We start from the raw sequence: 18,213 nt of genomic DNA on the forward strand, positions 1-18,213 counted from the left end.
AGGGGATAATATTGGACTATTATTATGAAGGTAGTGATTTAGGGGCTATTTATAATAAAGAGTATACTAGTTTTAAGGTGTGGTCTCCTGTTGCTGAAAATATGATGCTTGTTTTGTATGAAAGCTATCACGATATTTCAGGAAAAGAATATAACATGAAAAAGCGTGAAAATGGAATATGGGAGATTAAGCTTTATGGAGATTATAAAAATAAGTATTACAACTATAAAATTACTATAGATAATGTTCAAAAACTAGTTGTAGATCCATATACAAAAGGAGCTACTGCGAATGGAAGAAAAGGCATGATTTTGGATTTTAGCTCTACTAATCCTAATGGGTGGGATACACATAAATTGCCAAAACCTATAAAACAAAGCCAAGCTATAATATACGAAGTTCATATAAGGGATTTTACAGTTGATAAAAATATACCTATAAAAAATAGGGGCAAATATTTAGCTTTTACTGAAAGTGCTGTGTTGGAGTATTTACAAGATTTAGGAATAACACATCTGCACATACTTCCTATATTTGATTTTGAAAGTATAGATGAAACTATAGAAGGTCAATACAACTGGGGGTATGATCCTTGTTTATATAATGTTCCTGAAGGATCTTATGCAACAGATCCATATGATGGTTGCGTTAGAATTAAGGAGTTAAAGCAAATGATAAAATCTTTACATGAAAAAGACATAAGGGTAGTTATGGATGTTGTGTATAATCACACTTATAAAACAGAAACTTCACCATTTGATATATTGGTTCCTAAGTACTATTATAGATTAAATAAAGACGGAAGTTACTCAAATGGCTCAGGATGTGGAAATGAAGTAGCTACAGAAAAGAAAATGGTAAGAAAATTTATTATAGACTCTCTTAAGTTTTGGGTTAGTGAATATAAAATAGATGGATTTAGATTTGATTTAATGGGACTTATAGATATAGAAACGATGAAAGAAATAGAAAAAGAATTAAGACAAATTAACCCTAATGTTTTGATATATGGTGAGCCTTGGACAGCAGGGGAGAGTACTCTTGATTATAATAAAAGATTTTTAAAAGGAAAACAAAAAGGAACTAAAATAGCAGTATTTAATGATGACTTTAGAGATGCCATAAAAGGAGACAATGACGGATATATAAAAGGATTTATAAATGGTGGATTTGGATTTGAAAAACAAATTAAAAAAGGCATTTCAGGAAGTATATTTTATGACAAAGAGATATATGGATTTTGTAACGATCCTGTAGAAAGTATAAACTATGTAAGTTCTCATGATAATTTAACTTTATTTGACAAAATAAAGTTAACTAGCGATGGGATGAATGAAGAAGAAATAGAAAAAATGAATAGATTAGCTTTATCCATAATACTTACATCTCAAGGCGTTCCTTTTATTCATTCAGGAAGTGAGATATTAAGAAGTAAAAAAGGACATCATAACACATACAACTTAGGTGATGATGTAAATAAAATAAATTGGGAAAATAAATATAAATATCATAACACTTTAGAATATATAAAAAACTTGATTCATTTTAGAAAAAGCCAGAAAGTTATGATGTTAGAAAATGCAAATCAGGTAAGAGAAGCACTAAAATTTATCGATTCTCCTGCAAACACTGTAGTCTATACACTAACGTCTAAATATAATGGAGATTACAAATATATATTTATAGTTCATAATGCTAATAAAGAAAGAGTGTCTATCAAACTTCCTAAAAAAGGAGAATGGTTCATAATAGCAGATGAAAAAAATGTTTATATAAATAAACCACCTTGCAAAATACTAGATAGTATACAAGTTCCTTCAATATCAACTTATATATTGTGTAAAAAAGTCTTTTGTTGAAAATTTTCAACAAAAGACTTTTTCATAAGAAATTATTATTTTAAAGCCCAATTTCCATTTTTAAATATTTGAACTTGTTCGTTTTCATCTGTATATCCTATTATATCAAGGTTTTCAGATCCGATCATAAAATCTACATGAACAAGTGAGGTATTAGCTCCAGCATCTATTAACTCTTGCTCAGACATATTATTTCCGTCTTCAAGACAAATAGGATATGCCATACCAAATGCTAGGTGACATGATGCATTTTCATCAAACAATGTATTGTAAAATATAGTATTTAAATTTGAAATAGGACTGTTGTGAGGTACTAGAGCAACTTCCCCTAAATAACAAGAACCTTCATCTGTCTCTATCAATTTTTTAAGAGTTTCATATCCTTTTTCAGCAGTAAAATCTATTATTTTACCATCTTTAAATGTTAAGGTAAAATTATCTATTAAGTTCCCACTATAGTTAAGAGGTTTAGTACTTTTTACTACTCCATTAACACCTTTTTTAGATGGAAGAGTAAATATTTCTTCTGTTGGAATATTAGCAACAAAATATGTTCCGTTTTTAGTGTATTCACCACCACCGGTCCATATATGTTTACTTGGAAGCTCTATAACAAGATCGGTACCATCTCCTTTGAAGTGAAGTCTTTTAAACTTTTTTGAGTTTAGATAATCAGTTTTATTTTTTAAATCATCTAAATGATTTTTCCAAGTTTCAACAGGATTTTCTAAGTTTGTTCTTGTTATTTTAAATATACTATCCCAAAGTTTTTCAACAGCCTTTTCGTTCTCTAGATCAGGATAAACTTTACAAGCCCAATCTTTTGTTGGAGCACATACAACACACCAAGGAACATTATTTCCCATTAAATACTCTCTATAATTTTTAAGAGCTTTAGATCTAACTTTGTTAGATAAAGCAACTAGGTCGGGATTAACATTTTTCAAAAGTTCAGGATTAGATCCTGATATAGATAAAAATGCAGCTCCTTCTTTAGCTAATTCCTCATAAGTATTTACCTTCCAGTTAGGAAAAGTTTCAAAAGCTTCTTTTGGAGCATTCATATATTTTATCAAAGTTAATTCATCATCAATCCATTCTATATGAACGTCTTTAGCTCCTAAATTGTAGGCATGTTTTACTAAAAGTTTTGTAAAATATGCACACTCAATAGGAGAGGTTATAGCAAGAATTTGATTTTTTTGTATATTAATACCTATAGATAATATTAGTTTGGAATATTCATTCAATAGTTTATCAAATTGATTCATACAGTTCCTCCTTTTGTTATTCTATTACAACAGCAGTGCCTGATACAGTTACTAACATCATGCTTGAGTTTTGACCTAATACTTCATAATCAAAGTCAACACCAATAACAGCATTAGCTCCAATAGACTTTGCTCTTTTTTTCATCTCATCTAAAGCCTCTTCTCTAGCCTTTACTAATTCATTTTCATAAGATTTAGATCTTCCACCAAATATGTCCGAAAGTCCAGCCATAAAATCTTTTACTATATTTATACCTGTTATAACTTCACCAAATACAATTCCTCTATATTCTTTGATTCTTTTATTTTCTAATACATTCGTAGTAGTAATAATCACTTTATTCACCTCCCTATAATAATATTTTCGCTTAAAGTACAAATATACCTTCTTACGAATAGTCATAAAGATAAAATATGTTATAATTTATTGTGTTTAAATTCTAGCTTAGATTATGGAGGATACAATGGAAAAGATATGGGATGTAAAAATGGAAAGAATAGAAAATATGTCTTTGATAGAGGCTATACTTTCTTATAAAGGAATATACGAAAAAAAAGACATAGAAGAATTTCTATCTGATAAACCTCAAAGAACATATAATCCGTATTTAATGCTAAATATGGACAAAGCAGTAGAAAAAATAATATACCATATAGAAAGAAAAAGCAAAATTGTAGTATTTGGTGATTATGATGTCGATGGAGTTACAGGAACTACACTTTTAGTAGAATTTTTACGAAACTTAACTAACAATATAGATTATTATATACCTAATAGATTTTCTGAAGGATATGGACTAAACAAAGAAGCTATAGCATATATAAAGGATACAATGAAAGCAGATTTAATCATAACTGTTGATAATGGAGTAAGTTCGTTTGATGAGGTTGAATATGCTATAAAAATAGGTATGGATATAATAATTACAGACCACCATAATCCGCCAGATAAACTTCCTGAAACAATTGTTATAAATCCAAAACAAAATAATGATAACTATCCATTTAAAGAACTTTGTGGATGTGCAGTTGCATTTAAACTAGCCCAAGCTTTAAAAATAAGACTTAACAATTTACCTGGCGATATATTAAGAAAATCTCTAGACCTTGTAACCTTAGCGACTATATCTGATATGGTTCCTTTAATTGATGAAAATAGAACATTCGTAAAATATGGACTAAAAATGATAAATAACAGTAAAAGACTAGGTTTATCTACATTAATAGAAAAAGCAGGACTTAAAGACAAATGTATAAATTCAGGAAGAATAGGATATATAATAGGACCTTGTTTTAATGCAGCTGGAAGAATTGAAGATGCAAAACTTGGCGTAAAACTTCTTATGGAAACTGATAAAGACAAAGCTAAATATCTTGCAGATATACTATATAACCTCAATATTCAAAGACAGAAAGTTCAAGAAAAAGGAGAAGAAAATTGTAAAAGGTTAGTAGAAGACAAATATCTTGATGATGATTTTTTAGTTGTAAGATCAGATGATATATCTGAAGGAGTAATAGGTATTGTAGCAGGTAGAATAAAAGATATATTCTATAAACCAACCCTTGTAGTTAGTAAAGGAAGCGAAGGTTATTTAAAGGGAAGTGGAAGAAGTATTAAAGGAATAAATATATATGAAGAGCTAAAGAAAGTATCAGATCTATTTATAGGATTTGGTGGACATGAAATGGCATGTGGATTTTCCATAGAAGAAGAAAATTTAAATGAGTTAAGAGAAAGATTAAACAAAAGAGCAAAAGAAATAAAACAAAAAGATCCTTATATATTTATTCCTAAGATTGATGTTATTACTACAATGATGTCGAATGAACTTAATATAGATTTAATAAATCAATTATCAAAACTTGAACCATACGGGATAGGAAATCCTAAGCCTTTATTCTTGATGAAAAATATTAATGTTAATAAAAATTTTACAAAAGAATGTGGATCTAACAATACACATTTAAAACTGTCTGCTCATAAAGATAGTATATTTTTAAATGGAATAGGATTTTCTTTAGCACAAAAATATAAAGAGCTAGGGTCTCCTGATGTTATAGACATAATTTTTACACCAGAGATTAATGAATTTAATGGTAAAATAACAGTTCAAATGATTATAGAAGATATAAAGAAAGCTTTATAAAAAGAACAAATGAGAAGGTGGATTAATATAATATAATCTGAAAATATAAAACAAGGAAGTGTATAGTATATGATCAATAATTTGTATTCTAAGGATATTATTAAAAGATTTTTGCCACCTTCTTCTAAAATATTGAGGATGCACAATTATCACAATAAGCCAGCTATTTTGATATCTGATTTTGATAAAGACAAAAACATAGAAATAGTTGTATTTTATAAACTCCATGAAAATGTATATATTTCTTTATTAAAAAATATTAATAAAGACTGGAAAATAGTATCTACTTTAGATGGGAAATATGAAAAACTAGATTATGCAGGTATTTTAGATGACAAAATTATTGTCAAGTGGAAAGAAAAAAGCTTAAGTAGTTTATTAATGTTAAGCGACTCAAAGTTAGAATACGTTAATAAACTATATCCAGCTAGTATATTTAGTATATCAGGAAGAAAATGGGGTTATATAAATGAGGATGGTAATTTTGTAATCGAAGCTATGTACGATTATGCACAAGCTTTTAAAGAAAACATAGCCATAGTTGTTAAAGAAAATTTGTATGGAGTTATAGATATGTACGGAAATTATGTTGTTTATCCTAGGTATAATTTTATAGATGAATTTAGAGAAAAAAGAGCAATAGTAGTAAAGGATTCTTCGTTTAGAATAATAGATACAGATGGTATTGAAATTACTCAAAAAGATTATAGCTATATATCAGCGTTTAGTAACAATAGGGCCTTATTTAGAGAAGGGTACCTTTATGGTTATTTAGATCTGTATGGAAATGAGGTAATACCTGCTAAATATAAAGATGCAACTGATTTTAGAGAAGATAAAGCAGTTGTAAATGTTGATGATAATCTATATTACCTAATAGGAATTGATGGGGATATAATTAATACTTACAGATATTACTTTGTAGGAGAAATAAGAAATAACCTTTTAGTTTTTAGGCCAGATATAGATAGTAAGTTTGGATATATTGATGAAAGTGGAAATGTTATAATACCACCTAAGTATACTTTTGCTAAATCTTTTGAGTTTGATAGAGCTATAGTAGATATTTCTGAGGATTATACAAATAGGTATGGGGTTATAGATAAAAAAGGGGATTTTATAATAGAACCTAAGTATAACGACATAAAAATATTAGATAGAAATAGGTTAGCATTAGGGATAAGTATTGATGAAAACAATCCTTTTTTAGGATCTGTATATGCAATAGCTGATATGAATGGAAACATTATTACGGATTTTATTTATTATGAAATATATGAATATAAAGAAGGTATTGCTAGCGTTTATGATGGAGAGAGTACGGTTTTCGTAGACTATAATGGAGTTATTAAAAGTGATTTACCTATAGTAAAAGGAAAAGGAAGATTATATCTTTATCCAAATTTAATTAGAGCAGATATAGATTTAAGAACTTTTTATTTAGACAAAAATAGTAAAGTTGTGTATAAAGAAAATGAAACTTTATTACTTAACAGTAAATATAAAGTAATACAAGAAAAATTTAAACCAAATAAAGATTATTTAGTTTATTATCCTCAAATAAGTGGAATGGAAAATAACCAAGATTATGTAAATGAAAAATTAAAAAATCTTTCTAACGTAAAAGAAATAAGTAAAGATACTCAGCTTGAATATGTGTATACGGGAGATTTTTATGTGCATTTTTTTAGAAAAAACCTATTAGTTTTAAATTTATACTCTTATGAATATTATTTTGGAGCAGCTCATGGAATGCCAAATAAAATTTATGTGCACATAAACCTAGAAAATGGAAATATCCACAAAATGGGAGATCTTTTTAAGAAAGATAGCGAGTATTTAGAAGAAATAAGTCGAATAATAAGAGAAAAAATAGAAAACGATGAAGAGTACTCGTATGTGTTTCCTGAAGTATTTGTAGAAATAAATCCTGATACGTTATTTTATATAGATGAAAAATCATTATATATTTATTTTTTACCTTATGAAATAGGACCTTATGCTGCTGGATTTATTCAGTTTGAAATACCATATGAAGATATAATTGATTTAATAGATGTAAATGGTCAGTTTTGGAAATCATTTAATTAATTAGTCGGCATTATGCCGACTAATTTAATGTTGACAAGTTTAGATATTAATGATATTTTTTAAATGCCCTAGAACACATCACACTTTATATTTAAGAGAGGGGTTAAACTATGAAAAAAAATAAATATTTAGTACAAGCAGCGTTGATAGCTGCTATATATGCAACTATAACTATAATACTTGCACCTATAAGTTATGGTGAAATCCAAGTTAGGGTTTCAGAAGCACTTACAGTACTTCCTTATTTTACACCTGCGGCTATTCCAGGATTGTTTGTAGGATGTATAATAGCTAATATCTATGGTGGACAGGGTATGATAGATATAGTATTTGGAAGTTTGGCAACTCTTTTAGCTGCCATATTATCTTATAAAGCAAACAAAAAAATACTTGTACCATTACCACCAGTTATAATAAATGGGATAATTATAGGATTTATACTCAATTATCTTTATTCAATACCTTTATTCATGGCAATGCTATGGGTATCTATAGGACAATTGATAGCTTGCTACGGAATAGGATATCCTTTGATGAAAACTTTAGAAAAATATAAAGAAAATATATTTGGATAAAAACTAAAAAAGACAGTTCGAAATCCATCCTGTCTATAAACAAAACTAGGGCATAAAAACCACCTGTTGAAGGTGGTTTTTATAATTTTAAGGAAGACTTTGTTTATAAAAATTGAATATTAAGCTAAATATTACTAATAATATTATTAAAAGGAGGGATATTATGAAAATAGTAAAGGTTAGAAAAAACTCAGATGGAGATATAACTGATGTTATGTTAGATAATGGAAGTATTTATTGTGTCGATGAAGCTATAAAGATGGTTAAGAGTGGATCGATTGATGGAGTAAATGTCGGACAAGCTAAAAATGGAAGAGAGTTTTTAAGAAGTAATCCTAATCAAGATAAAAGTGATAATTTAGACAATCTTCCTATGTTCTAGATGGAGACTGATCAAGAGTTGGTGATTTAATATGCAAAAAATTTTTATAAAAGACATACAAGAAGGAAGCGAATTTGTATCTACTTTTATGGTTATGAAAATAGTGATTGAAGATAAGGATGAAATAGTTGCTTTTTTAGGAGATAAAACAGGAGATATAAAAGCAGTAATGCCTAATAAAGAGACTGTAAAAGTAGGTGATATACTTAAGGTAAATGCAGTAAAGGAAGAGATACTAAAGATTAGTGATTTTACAAGGATAGATAAGTTTGAAATAAAAGAATATTTACCGGTTGTAAATAAATCAATAGATAAAATAATGGATGAAATAGATTTAATATCTAAACAAGAGTTCAAAAGTGAAGAAGCTAAATGTTTAGATAATTATTTCTTTGGGAATGAATCTTTTGTAGAAAAGTTCAAAAGTGGCATAGCTGGATTGAGGCAACATCACAATTATATAGGAGGTTTAGCAGAACATACACTAAATGTTATGTACTTAGCAAAAACTTTATCTTACAGGTATGACATAAGATATAAAGAAATCGCTATATTAGCCTCAAAACTTCATGATATAGGTAAAATTATAGAGTATAATACACAAGGTCCGTTTACAACAACTCTTGAAGGAGATTTAAAGGGACATATAGTAATTGGAAGTATGATGATAGAAGAAGCTTTTAAAAGCAATCCGAGTTTATATAGTGATGAGTTCAAAAATAGAATACTTGCATGTATAATTCAACACCATGGTAAAGTAGAATATGGATCTCCTAAAGCTGCAAATACAGAAGAGTCTTTTATAGTACATTATGCAGACTATGTAGATGCAAATCTCAACAAAATAGAGCAGATAAGGAATATTACTGAGAAAAATACATGGTCTGAATATGATAGAAGAATAGGAACAAGATTATATATGTAATAAAGACTAGAGAAAAAACTCTAGTCTTTATTGATTTCCAGGGAAATAATATTCTGAAAATTTTATGTTATATGCAATATTAGTTATCAAATGGTATAATTAATTTTAAATTATAATTAGATTTGGAGGGGCTATGGTGAAAAAAATAGTATTTATATTTTTGCTTATCATTTTGACAAGTTTAACTAGTTATGCACATAGCAACATATATAAAGCTGTGGTTTTAGATGTAGAAGTAGTAGAGAGTCAAAAGGATGATATTTTTATAACAAGTCAAAATGTAAAAGTTAAAATAATTAATGGTAAATATAAAAATACTACAATAGAAGTTAAAAATAACTTCTCAGGAAATCCAGCTTATGATATCAATGTAGAAAAAGGAGATAAGGTACTAATAGATATAAATGAAGACGAAAACGGTAATATACAAGCGTATATAACTGATTATGCAAGAGATGAATACATATATTATTTAACCTTAGTATTTATATTGTTATTAGTATTCATAGGGAGATTTAAAGGTATAAAAACAATAATAACTCTCTTCATAACTATAGGATGTATATATAAAATATTACTTCCTTTTATCTTAAAAGGATATAATCCTATTTTTGTAACAATACTAACTTCATATGTTATAGTAGTACTTACTATAACAATTATTTCAGGAATATCTAAAAAAAGTTTATCAGCTATATTAGGAACACTATTAGGAATAATGGTAGCAGGTTTTATATCGTATTACGTAGGAACAAAGATTAAGCTTACAGGTTTATCTAGTGAGGAAGCTATGATGCTAGCGTATGTTAAAGAATACTTTGATTTTAGAGGATTGTTATTTGCTGGTATTTTACTTGGGGCCCTAGGAGCTATAATGGATGTAAGTATGTCTATTGCTTCATCTATAGAAGAAATAAGTAACGCTAATAAAAAACTAACTTCATATGAATTGTTTTCAGCAGGAATGAATGTAGGTAAAGATATAATGGGTACAATGGCAAATACTCTAATATTAGCTTACACAGGGAGCTCTATACCTCTTTTGATATTGTTTATGGCCTATAACACATCTTTTGTTAAAGTTATCAACTTAGATGTAATAGCAACTGAAATAGTAAGGGCATTATCAGGCAGTATAGGACTTATACTTACAATACCTATAACAGCAGGTATAGCTGCTTATCTTTCAAAATTAAATAAAAACACTTAGAAGGTCTTTAGACCTTCTTTTTTATTAGATTTAGTGAAAATTTTGTAGAATATTATGGAATTTAGTAAAAAAATTTTGTAAAATACCAAGGAGTCAGATAAAAGTTATCTAGAATATTATGGTATATAATGAAAAATTAGGTCTTTAGACATAAAGTTTTGTAATAAATTGTAATAAAGCGAATTGTATGATAAAATAACTACATGAATTTTGTCGAAGGAAAGGAATGAAAAAATGAATATAAATAAAAATATAAATTTGCTTTCAAAAGCATTAGATATGTATTCAAAAAGAAATCAATTATTATCTAACAATATAGCAAATGCAAATACCCCTAACTATAAAAGAAAAGATATAAAATTTAACCAAATTCTTACACGTTATCAAACTCAAAGAGGATATATTACAAATGAAAAACACATAGAAATAGGAAAAAATTCAGGTGAATTTAAAATTTATACTGATAAAAATACAAAGACAAGATTAGATGGAAACAATGTAGACATAGACGTAGAAATGGCAGAACTTTCAAAAAATAGCATAGCTTACAATACTGTTGCCCAGCAAATAAGTAATAGCTTTAGAAGAATAAAATATGCAATAACTGAAGGGAGAAGATAAAAATGTCTTTATTTAGAGCAATAAATATAAGTGCATCAGCCCTTACTGCCGAAAGATTTAGAATGGATATAATATCTAAAAATATAGCGAATGTAAACACTACAAAAACAGCGAACGGAACACCTTACAGAAGGCAAGTAGTTGTTTTAAAAGAAAGTGAAAAAAATTCATTTAAAAGTCATTTAAATAAAGCGCTAAATGTTAGCGGAGTAGAGGTTTCATCTGTTAAAGATGATAATAGCCCCTATAAAAGGATTTATGATCCAGGACATCCAGATGCAGATAAAGAAGGATATGTTCTTATGCCAAATGTAGACATAGTTACAGAAATGGTAAATATGATATCTTCAACAAGAGCATACGAAGCAAATGTGACGGCTTTAAATTCTACAAAAAGCATGATGATGAAAGCTTTAGAAATTGGGAAATAAGGGAGAGTATAGATTATGAATGTAAACAATGTAAATAAGGCTATATTTAATATCGGAAAATTAGGTGATAAACTTAATACACAGTCAGAAAAAAATATTTCTTTTGGAGATTTTTTAAAAAACTCACTTTATAAAGTGAGTGCTATGGAAAAACAAGCAGACAAATTAAATGAAAAATTCATAACAGGTGAGATTGAAAACATTCATGATCTAACTATAGCAACTCAAAAAGCAGATATAGCAATACAGGCTTTTGTGGAAGTTAAAAACAAAGTAATAGAAGCGTATAAAGAAATTATGAGAATGCAAATATAGATGGTATGCCTAATTGAAAAGAGGTGTATAAATGGGGAATTATTTTCAGAATGTTAAAGAGCAACTGTCTAAATTTTTTTCTAGTTATGATAACAGGCAAAAGAAAATTATGATAATTACTGCAGTTTTAACATTGTTTTTAACAACAGGAATTATACTGTATATATCAAGACCAGAGTATGTAATCCTTTATAAAGATTTAGATCTAAAAGAAACTGGTGAAATAGTAAAGAACTTAGATGATCTAAGGGTTCAATACAAAATAAAAGACCAAGGAACTATACTTGTTCCTAAAAAAGATGTTAATAAAATAAAGATAGATTTAGCTACAAAGGGAGTGCCAGCAGCTAAATTTTCTTACGAAGATATAATAAATAAAAATACTATGTTTATGAGTGAAGATGAAAAACAAAAGGCGTATAATTATGCTCTTCAAAATCATTTAGCTTCAATAATACAAGAAATACCAGGGGTTAAAAAAGCTATAGTTACTCTTAGTATACCAAGAAGAACAGAATTTATACTTTCAGAAAATAGGCAAGAAGCAAAAGCATCTGTATTTATAGAGGCAGACAATATAGATCAGATTAGTGTAGATGGTATAGCTGTATTAGTCTCAAACTCTGTAGAAGGACTAAATAAAGAGAATGTTACCATACATGATTCAAAAGGAAGAGTATTAAATAATTCAAACAAAGACAACAACTTGCTAACATCTACAACTCAAATAGAATTACAAAATGAAGTTAAAAGCGATATAGAAAAAAACTTAACAGAATTTTTATCGTCTGTGTTTGGATACGGGAATGTATCTGTTATGGCAAGTGTCACTTTAAATTTTGATACAGATATAATGGAAAGTAGAGAATTTAAAACACCTATAGAGGGAGAAGAAAATGGTCTTATAAGAAGTATGGAAGAAAATATAGAGACAGTATCTGATAATTCTGCTCAAGGGGTTCCAGGTACTGATACTAATACAGAAGAAATTACTCAATATGTAGAAACTGACGACAATAATTCATCTTATTATAAATCTAATAAAATAGTAAATTATGAACTAAATGAAGTTATAAGAAAAGTTGAGAAAGCTAAAGGTGAAGTAAGAGATATAACTGTAGCTGTAATATTAAATAAAGATGTGCTAGAAGGAAATGAGCTTACTGAAGAAAATAGACAACAAATAGAACAATTAATATCAAGTGCTACTGGTTTACAAACAAAATCTGTTAATATATATGCTCAGTCTTTCAACAATAATATTCAAGAAGCTTTAAACAACGCTTCAAGTTCAAAAGAAGGATCACTACCTTTATGGGTTATGGTTATGTTAGTTGTGCTTTTAATTATACCTATAGGTGCGTTAATTTTATACTTTACTAAGAAAAATAGAAAAGATATCAAGAAAGAACAAATTCAAATTCAGATCCCTGAAGAGAAAGTAGAAGATTTAGAGTTAGATATTAAAGAATCAGGATATAAAAAGAGTGTTGAAAGTTTTATAAATAAAAACCCAGAAATAGTATCTCAGCTACTAAAAAGTTGGCTAGATGAAGACTAAGGGGGATATGTATGAAAAAAGCAAGTAAGTCCAATTTAACAGGAAAACAAAAGGCAGCCATACTCCTAATAACTTTAGGACCTGAGTATTCTGCAAAATTATTTAAGTATTTATCAGAAGAAGAAATAGAAGAAATTACATTAGAGATTGCAAATATGAAAAAAGTAGATTCTTCTATAAAAGAAAAAGTAATGGAAGAATTTTATGAAGTATGCTTAGCTCAGGAATTTATTTCTGAAGGTGGAGTAAGTTATGCAAAAGAAGTTTTAGAGAAAGCTTTAGGAGCAGAAAAAGCACTAGAAATAATGAACAGACTTACAGCATCACTGCAAGTTAAACCTTTTGACTTTGCAAGAAAAGCAGATGCTGCTCAAATAATAAACTTTATCCAAAACGAGCATCCTCAGACAATAGCATTGGTTTTATCGTATCTTGATTCTCAAAAGGCTGGACAGATATTATCTAGCTTACCTCAGGAAAAACAGGCAGAAGTAGCAAAAAGAATTGCTACTATGGATAGAACTTACCCAGAAGTAATAAAAGAAGTTGAGTTAGTATTAGAAAAGAAATTATCAAGCCTTGTTACTCAGGATTATACAATGGCGGGAGGAGTTCAATCGATAGTAGATATACTAAATGCTGTTGATAGAGGAACAGAGAAAAATATTATGGAAAATCTAGAAATTTCAGATCCTGAACTTGCAGAAGATATCAAGAAAAGAATGTTTGTATTTGAAGATATTATTACTCTTGATAATGTATCTATTCAAAGATTTATAAGAGAAATTGACAATAAGGATCTTGCTATAGCTCTTAAAGGATCTACTCAAGAAGTAGCTGATGTTATATTTGCTAATATGTCTAAACGTTTAGCTGAAATGATAAAAGAGGACATGGAATTTATGGGCCCTGTAAGATTAAGAGATGTAGAAGAAGCCCAACAAAAGATAGTAAATGTAATAAGAAGACTAGAAGAAGCAGGAGAAATAGTAATTTCAAGAGGCGGAGGAGATGAACTAATTGTATAGAGTTATAAAATCAAATCAAGTCAAACTTTCTGATGAGAAAATAATAAAAACAGAAACAAAAACAAATAACTCTTGTCAAAGTGATGCTTATAAAACCGTCTCTAAAGAAATAGACGACATGCTAAAGCTAAAAGAAAAACTAGCTCTTGAAATAGACAACATGAAGAAAGATGCTCATGAACAAGAAAAATCTATTATTCAAAGAGCTAAAGATGAGTATAAAAAAATAATTGATAAAGCAAAAGCACAGGCTCAGGAAATACTACATCAGGAAAGAAAAAAAGGTTATGAGCAAGGGTATAAAGAAAGTATACAAAAGTATGAACAACTTATAGACGAAGCAATGCAGATAAAAAGATCTGTGCACAATTGGAAAAAAGATCAGATAAATAACTTAGAAAAAGATATAATAAACTTGGTAGCTAAGTCAGTAGAAAAAATAATAAAAGTAAAGGTAGATCAAGATGATGAGATAATTTTAAATGTACTAAAAGAAGCTCTTGACAAATTAACTTTTGCTACAAAGATAAATATAAGAGTAAATAAATATGACTTTAACAAAGTAGATTCATCTAAGAACAAGATATTAGCAATGAATGACTGTATAGATGAAATAAATGTAAGATTAGATGAAACACTCCAAAAAGGTGGAATTGTTATAGATACAGACTCTGGAATGGTAAATCCGAGTATAGATAAGCAGATAGAAACTCTAAAAGAGGAACTTTTTAAATTACTTCAAGGTGATGATTAATCCATGAAAACTATATCACTAGACAAATATTTAAATAAAATAAATGAGTTGAGTTTAATTCAGTACACGGGAAGAATTTCTCAAGTCGTTGGGTTGACTATAGAATCTAAAGGACCAGCCGCAAAATTAGGAGAAATATGCATTATATATCCAATAAAAACAGATAAACCTATTTTATCTGAAGTTGTTGGATTTAAAGAAGACAAAGTTCTTTTAATGCCATTAGGAGAAATGGAAGGAATAGGCCCTGGAAGTAAAGTAGTGGCAACAGGTAAAAGTTTAGAGGTAAGGGTTGGTGAACAGTTACTAGGAAGAGTTTTAGACGGATTGGGTAATAGTATTGATAATTTAGGCAATATAGATTTAAATACAACATATCCAGTAATGAACCAGCCTCCTAACCCATTAAATAGAAAAAAGATTACACAGCCGCTTTCGCTTGGAATTAAATGCATAGATGCATTATTGACATGTGGAAAGGGACAAAGAATAGGTATATTTGCAGGTTCTGGAGTAGGGAAATCCACACTTCTTGGAATGATTGCTAGAAATACTAAAGCTGATATAAATGTCATAGCTTTAATTGGTGAAAGAGGAAGAGAAGTAAGAGAATTTATAGAAAATGACTTAAAAGAAGAAGGTTTAAAAAGATCGGTTTTAGTAGTAGCTACGTCCGATCAACCACCTTTAGTTAGAATGAAAGGAGCACTGCTTGCAACTGCCATAGCAGAATATTTTAGAGATAAAGGTAAAGATGTTATGTTAATGATGGATTCTTTAACTAGGTTTTCAATGGCACAAAGGGAAGTTGGACTTGCGGTAGGAGAGCCTCCAGTTTCAAAAGGATATACTCCGTCTGTGTTTGCTACTTTGCCAAAACTTTTAGAAAGAGCAGGAAACTCTGATAAAGGGTCTATTACAGGACTTTATACAGTATTAGTAGATGGTGATGATCTAAATGAGCCAATAGCTGATACAGTAAGAGGAATTTTAGATGGACATATTGTTTTATCAAGAGAGTTAGCAAACAAAAACCATTATCCTGCTATTGAAGTTTTATCTAGTGTAAGTAGGGTTATGGCAAATATAGTAGATAAAGATCACTTAAGAGCATCTCAAAAACTCAAAGATGTACTAGCTGTTTACAAAGAAGCTGAGGACTTAATTAACATAGGAGCATATGTTAAAGGATCTAATCCTAAAATAGATTACTCTATCAAAAAAATAGATCAGATAAACTCTTTCTTAAGGCAAGAAACTCATGAAAAATTTGAATACGAACAAGTTGTAAAACAATTGTTAAACATCTTAGACGAATAGAGGTGTTCTAGTTGAAATATAAATTTAAACTTCAGAAAGTATTAGATATAAAAGAAAAAATGGAAGAGAGCAAAAAAGCAGAAATAAATTCTATTAACATAGATATACAAAACCTTAATAGAGAGCTAGAGAATTTAATAAGAGTACGTGAATATAAAAAGTACGAGTTAACTCAGACTATGCAGGAAGGAATACCTATAAGTCTTTTAAGGTTTGAAGAGAATTTAGTTACATCTATAGATATCAAAATTTGCAAAGTAAAAGAAGCGATATTTTTATTAGAAGAAAGATTGAAAGAAAAGATGAAAGAATATAGCCAGTTAGCAAAAGAAAAAAAAGCTTTAGAAAAGCTCAAAGAAAGAGATTTACAAAAATTTAAAGAATATGAAAAGAAAGAAGAAGATAAGTTTATAGATCAAATAGTTACCTTCAAAACAATAGCGAGTAACTAGGAGGATTTTATGAAAAAAACTGAAGCTAATGAAGAAAAAAATAAACCAAGTAAAATATTCAAACCAATAATAATAGGATTATTAGTACCTATTTTTGCAATCATTATATTATATTTTTCGAGCGAAACAATAAGCGACAAAGTAAATGCCATTTTAAAGGATTTTCCAGTTATAGGGAAGCAATTTGAATCAATACCGACAAAACAAGAGCGATTAGAAAGAAAAAGAACACTTGCAAGATACTACTTATCTTTAGAAGAAGATAGAGTAATTGACAAACTAATATTGCTAAAAAAAGAAGATAGAAAACTTTTTGATAGTATAGTAGGATATATGAGGCAATTAAATCTAAACTATACAAATACATTGATGGATAAAATCAGGCAAAGAGAGGCAAGGAAAGACTTGCTTCAGCGCGAGATAGATCAGATGTATGAAGAAAAGAGCAATTTTTACAATCAAATTTCAAAATATTATTCAAAATTAGGGCTTGTTGGTACGATAAATAAATTAGAAGAAGATATATTAAATTTAAATATAGACTTTGAACAAGCAGCTAAAATAATAGAAGAGTTTAATGTAGACTTTGCATCTAAGGTTTTATATTACATGGATGAAAATATATCATCCTCAATAAGTGATAATATATCAAGAAATATTTATGATTCTATAAAAAAACAACAGTCGCTGCATGAAGAATATCTAAGAAAAAATGAAACCATATCAAGAACACTAATAAATAAAAAGGCACAAGAAGCTGCTAAACAGCTTGAGGACAAATCAAAATATTCTACACAAGATATTGCATATATATTAACTTTTATGGATTATTTGAGTGCAGCTAAGATATTAAACGAATTTGAAGAAAAAGATTTTGTAAAAGAAATTTTACTCGAGATAAATAATTTAGAGGAACTAAAAAGAAAAAGAGAAAATATCTCAGGTTTTTCTGAAACAGTTCATAAGGCCTTAAAGGTTTTAGATGAATACAAAACTGATTTAGAAAAACTAGTAAAAGCGTATGAGAAGTTAAGTCCAAAGGAAATAGCTGATTTAACCATAAAAATGACTGATAGAGGACAAAACTCCTATAAGGAATATAAGGTTTCTGAAAATAAATCTTTTATAATAACACAAGAAGATATGATAATTGAAGTGCTAAAAAGACTAAAGCCAAGACTTTTATCTGCAGTAATTTCTCAATTAGAAACAGAAAAAGCAGCTTATATAAGTATAAAAATAGGACTACCTAAAGCTGATTAGGAGGG

18 protein-coding genes are annotated in these 18,213 nt (G+C 28.6%); 16 read left to right on the top strand and 2 right to left on the bottom strand.

What is annotated here, in order from left to right; translation table 11 throughout:
* Positions 1 to 11 precede the first annotated feature (11 nt).
* On the top strand, positions 12 to 1,859 hold the full coding sequence (gene pulA / locus JWYL7_RS04335; protein WP_066069453.1) for a type I pullulanase: 1,848 nt from the start codon (positions 12 to 14) through the stop codon (positions 1,857 to 1,859).
* Between the two features lie 35 nt (positions 1,860 to 1,894).
* Here pulA and JWYL7_RS04340 read toward each other — a convergent pair whose 3' ends face one another.
* Both JWYL7_RS04340 and JWYL7_RS04345 read right to left on the bottom strand, forming a co-directional pair.
* Complete coding sequence (locus JWYL7_RS04340) at positions 1,895 to 3,130, bottom strand: aminopeptidase (RefSeq protein WP_066069455.1); 1,236 nt, start codon at positions 3,128 to 3,130, stop codon at positions 1,895 to 1,897.
* A gap of 16 nt (positions 3,131 to 3,146) precedes the next feature.
* Positions 3,147 to 3,467 (bottom strand): YbjQ family protein, encoded by a 321-nt coding sequence (locus JWYL7_RS04345; RefSeq protein ID WP_066069458.1) that lies wholly within the window; start codon positions 3,465 to 3,467, stop codon positions 3,147 to 3,149.
* 127 nt (positions 3,468 to 3,594) lie between these two features.
* Between JWYL7_RS04345 and recJ the strand changes: the two genes are divergently transcribed.
* The 15 genes from recJ to JWYL7_RS04420 all read left to right on the top strand — a co-directional run bounded on the left by recJ (position 3,595) and on the right by JWYL7_RS04420 (position 18,208).
* A complete protein-coding gene (recJ, locus tag JWYL7_RS04350; protein ID WP_066069463.1) occupies positions 3,595 to 5,280 on the top strand; it encodes a single-stranded-DNA-specific exonuclease RecJ in 1,686 nt (561 codons plus the stop codon).
* A gap of 69 nt (positions 5,281 to 5,349) precedes the next feature.
* Positions 5,350 to 7,371: a WG repeat-containing protein gene (locus tag JWYL7_RS04355; protein ID WP_066069466.1), complete on the top strand. Its 2,022-nt coding sequence runs from the start codon at positions 5,350 to 5,352 to the stop codon at positions 7,369 to 7,371.
* 110 nt (positions 7,372 to 7,481) lie between these two features.
* Positions 7,482 to 7,946, top strand: a complete 465-nt coding sequence (locus JWYL7_RS04360) for a QueT transporter family protein (protein WP_066069469.1) — start codon at positions 7,482 to 7,484, stop codon at positions 7,944 to 7,946.
* Positions 7,947 to 8,109: 163 nt separating this feature from the next.
* Positions 8,110 to 8,328 (top strand): DUF3892 domain-containing protein, encoded by a 219-nt coding sequence (locus JWYL7_RS04365; protein WP_066069472.1) that lies wholly within the window; start codon positions 8,110 to 8,112, stop codon positions 8,326 to 8,328.
* Positions 8,329 to 8,359: 31 nt separating this feature from the next.
* Positions 8,360 to 9,253 (top strand): HD domain-containing protein, encoded by an 894-nt coding sequence (locus JWYL7_RS04370; protein ID WP_066069475.1) that lies wholly within the window; start codon positions 8,360 to 8,362, stop codon positions 9,251 to 9,253.
* A 136-nt stretch (positions 9,254 to 9,389) separates the two neighbouring features.
* Positions 9,390 to 10,463, top strand: a complete 1,074-nt coding sequence (locus JWYL7_RS04375) for a YibE/F family protein (RefSeq protein ID WP_066069478.1) — start codon at positions 9,390 to 9,392, stop codon at positions 10,461 to 10,463.
* A 234-nt stretch (positions 10,464 to 10,697) separates the two neighbouring features.
* Positions 10,698 to 11,084: a flagellar basal body rod protein FlgB gene (gene flgB / locus JWYL7_RS04380; protein WP_066069481.1), complete on the top strand. Its 387-nt coding sequence runs from the start codon at positions 10,698 to 10,700 to the stop codon at positions 11,082 to 11,084.
* Positions 11,085 to 11,086: 2 nt separating this feature from the next.
* Positions 11,087 to 11,515: a flagellar basal body rod protein FlgC gene (gene flgC, locus JWYL7_RS04385; RefSeq protein ID WP_066069483.1), complete on the top strand. Its 429-nt coding sequence runs from the start codon at positions 11,087 to 11,089 to the stop codon at positions 11,513 to 11,515.
* Positions 11,516 to 11,530: 15 nt separating this feature from the next.
* Entirely contained in the window at positions 11,531 to 11,830 is a 300-nt protein-coding gene (fliE, locus tag JWYL7_RS04390) for a flagellar hook-basal body complex protein FliE (protein WP_066069486.1), read from the top strand.
* A gap of 31 nt (positions 11,831 to 11,861) precedes the next feature.
* Positions 11,862 to 13,391: a flagellar basal-body MS-ring/collar protein FliF gene (gene fliF, locus JWYL7_RS04395; protein WP_066069489.1), complete on the top strand. Its 1,530-nt coding sequence runs from the start codon at positions 11,862 to 11,864 to the stop codon at positions 13,389 to 13,391.
* An 11-nt stretch (positions 13,392 to 13,402) separates the two neighbouring features.
* Entirely contained in the window at positions 13,403 to 14,419 is a 1,017-nt protein-coding gene (gene fliG, locus JWYL7_RS04400; protein WP_066069493.1) for a flagellar motor switch protein FliG, read from the top strand.
* Entirely contained in the window at positions 14,412 to 15,173 is a 762-nt protein-coding gene (locus JWYL7_RS04405) for a FliH/SctL family protein (RefSeq protein ID WP_066069497.1), read from the top strand. The genes fliG and JWYL7_RS04405 overlap by 8 nt, the downstream gene beginning before the upstream one ends.
* 3 nt (positions 15,174 to 15,176) lie before the next feature.
* Positions 15,177 to 16,493, top strand: a complete 1,317-nt coding sequence (gene fliI / locus JWYL7_RS04410) for a flagellar protein export ATPase FliI (protein WP_066069500.1) — start codon at positions 15,177 to 15,179, stop codon at positions 16,491 to 16,493.
* Positions 16,494 to 16,504: 11 nt separating this feature from the next.
* Positions 16,505 to 16,945, top strand: a complete 441-nt coding sequence (fliJ, locus tag JWYL7_RS04415) for a flagellar export protein FliJ (protein WP_066069503.1) — start codon at positions 16,505 to 16,507, stop codon at positions 16,943 to 16,945.
* A 9-nt stretch (positions 16,946 to 16,954) separates the two neighbouring features.
* Positions 16,955 to 18,208: a MotE family protein gene (locus JWYL7_RS04420; RefSeq protein ID WP_066069506.1), complete on the top strand. Its 1,254-nt coding sequence runs from the start codon at positions 16,955 to 16,957 to the stop codon at positions 18,206 to 18,208.
* Positions 18,209 to 18,213: the final 5 nt, after the last annotated feature.

The organism is Alkalithermobacter thermoalcaliphilus JW-YL-7 = DSM 7308 (assembly GCA_001584565.1).
GTDB lineage: Bacteria > Bacillota > Clostridia > Peptostreptococcales > Peptostreptococcaceae > Alkalithermobacter > Alkalithermobacter thermoalcaliphilus.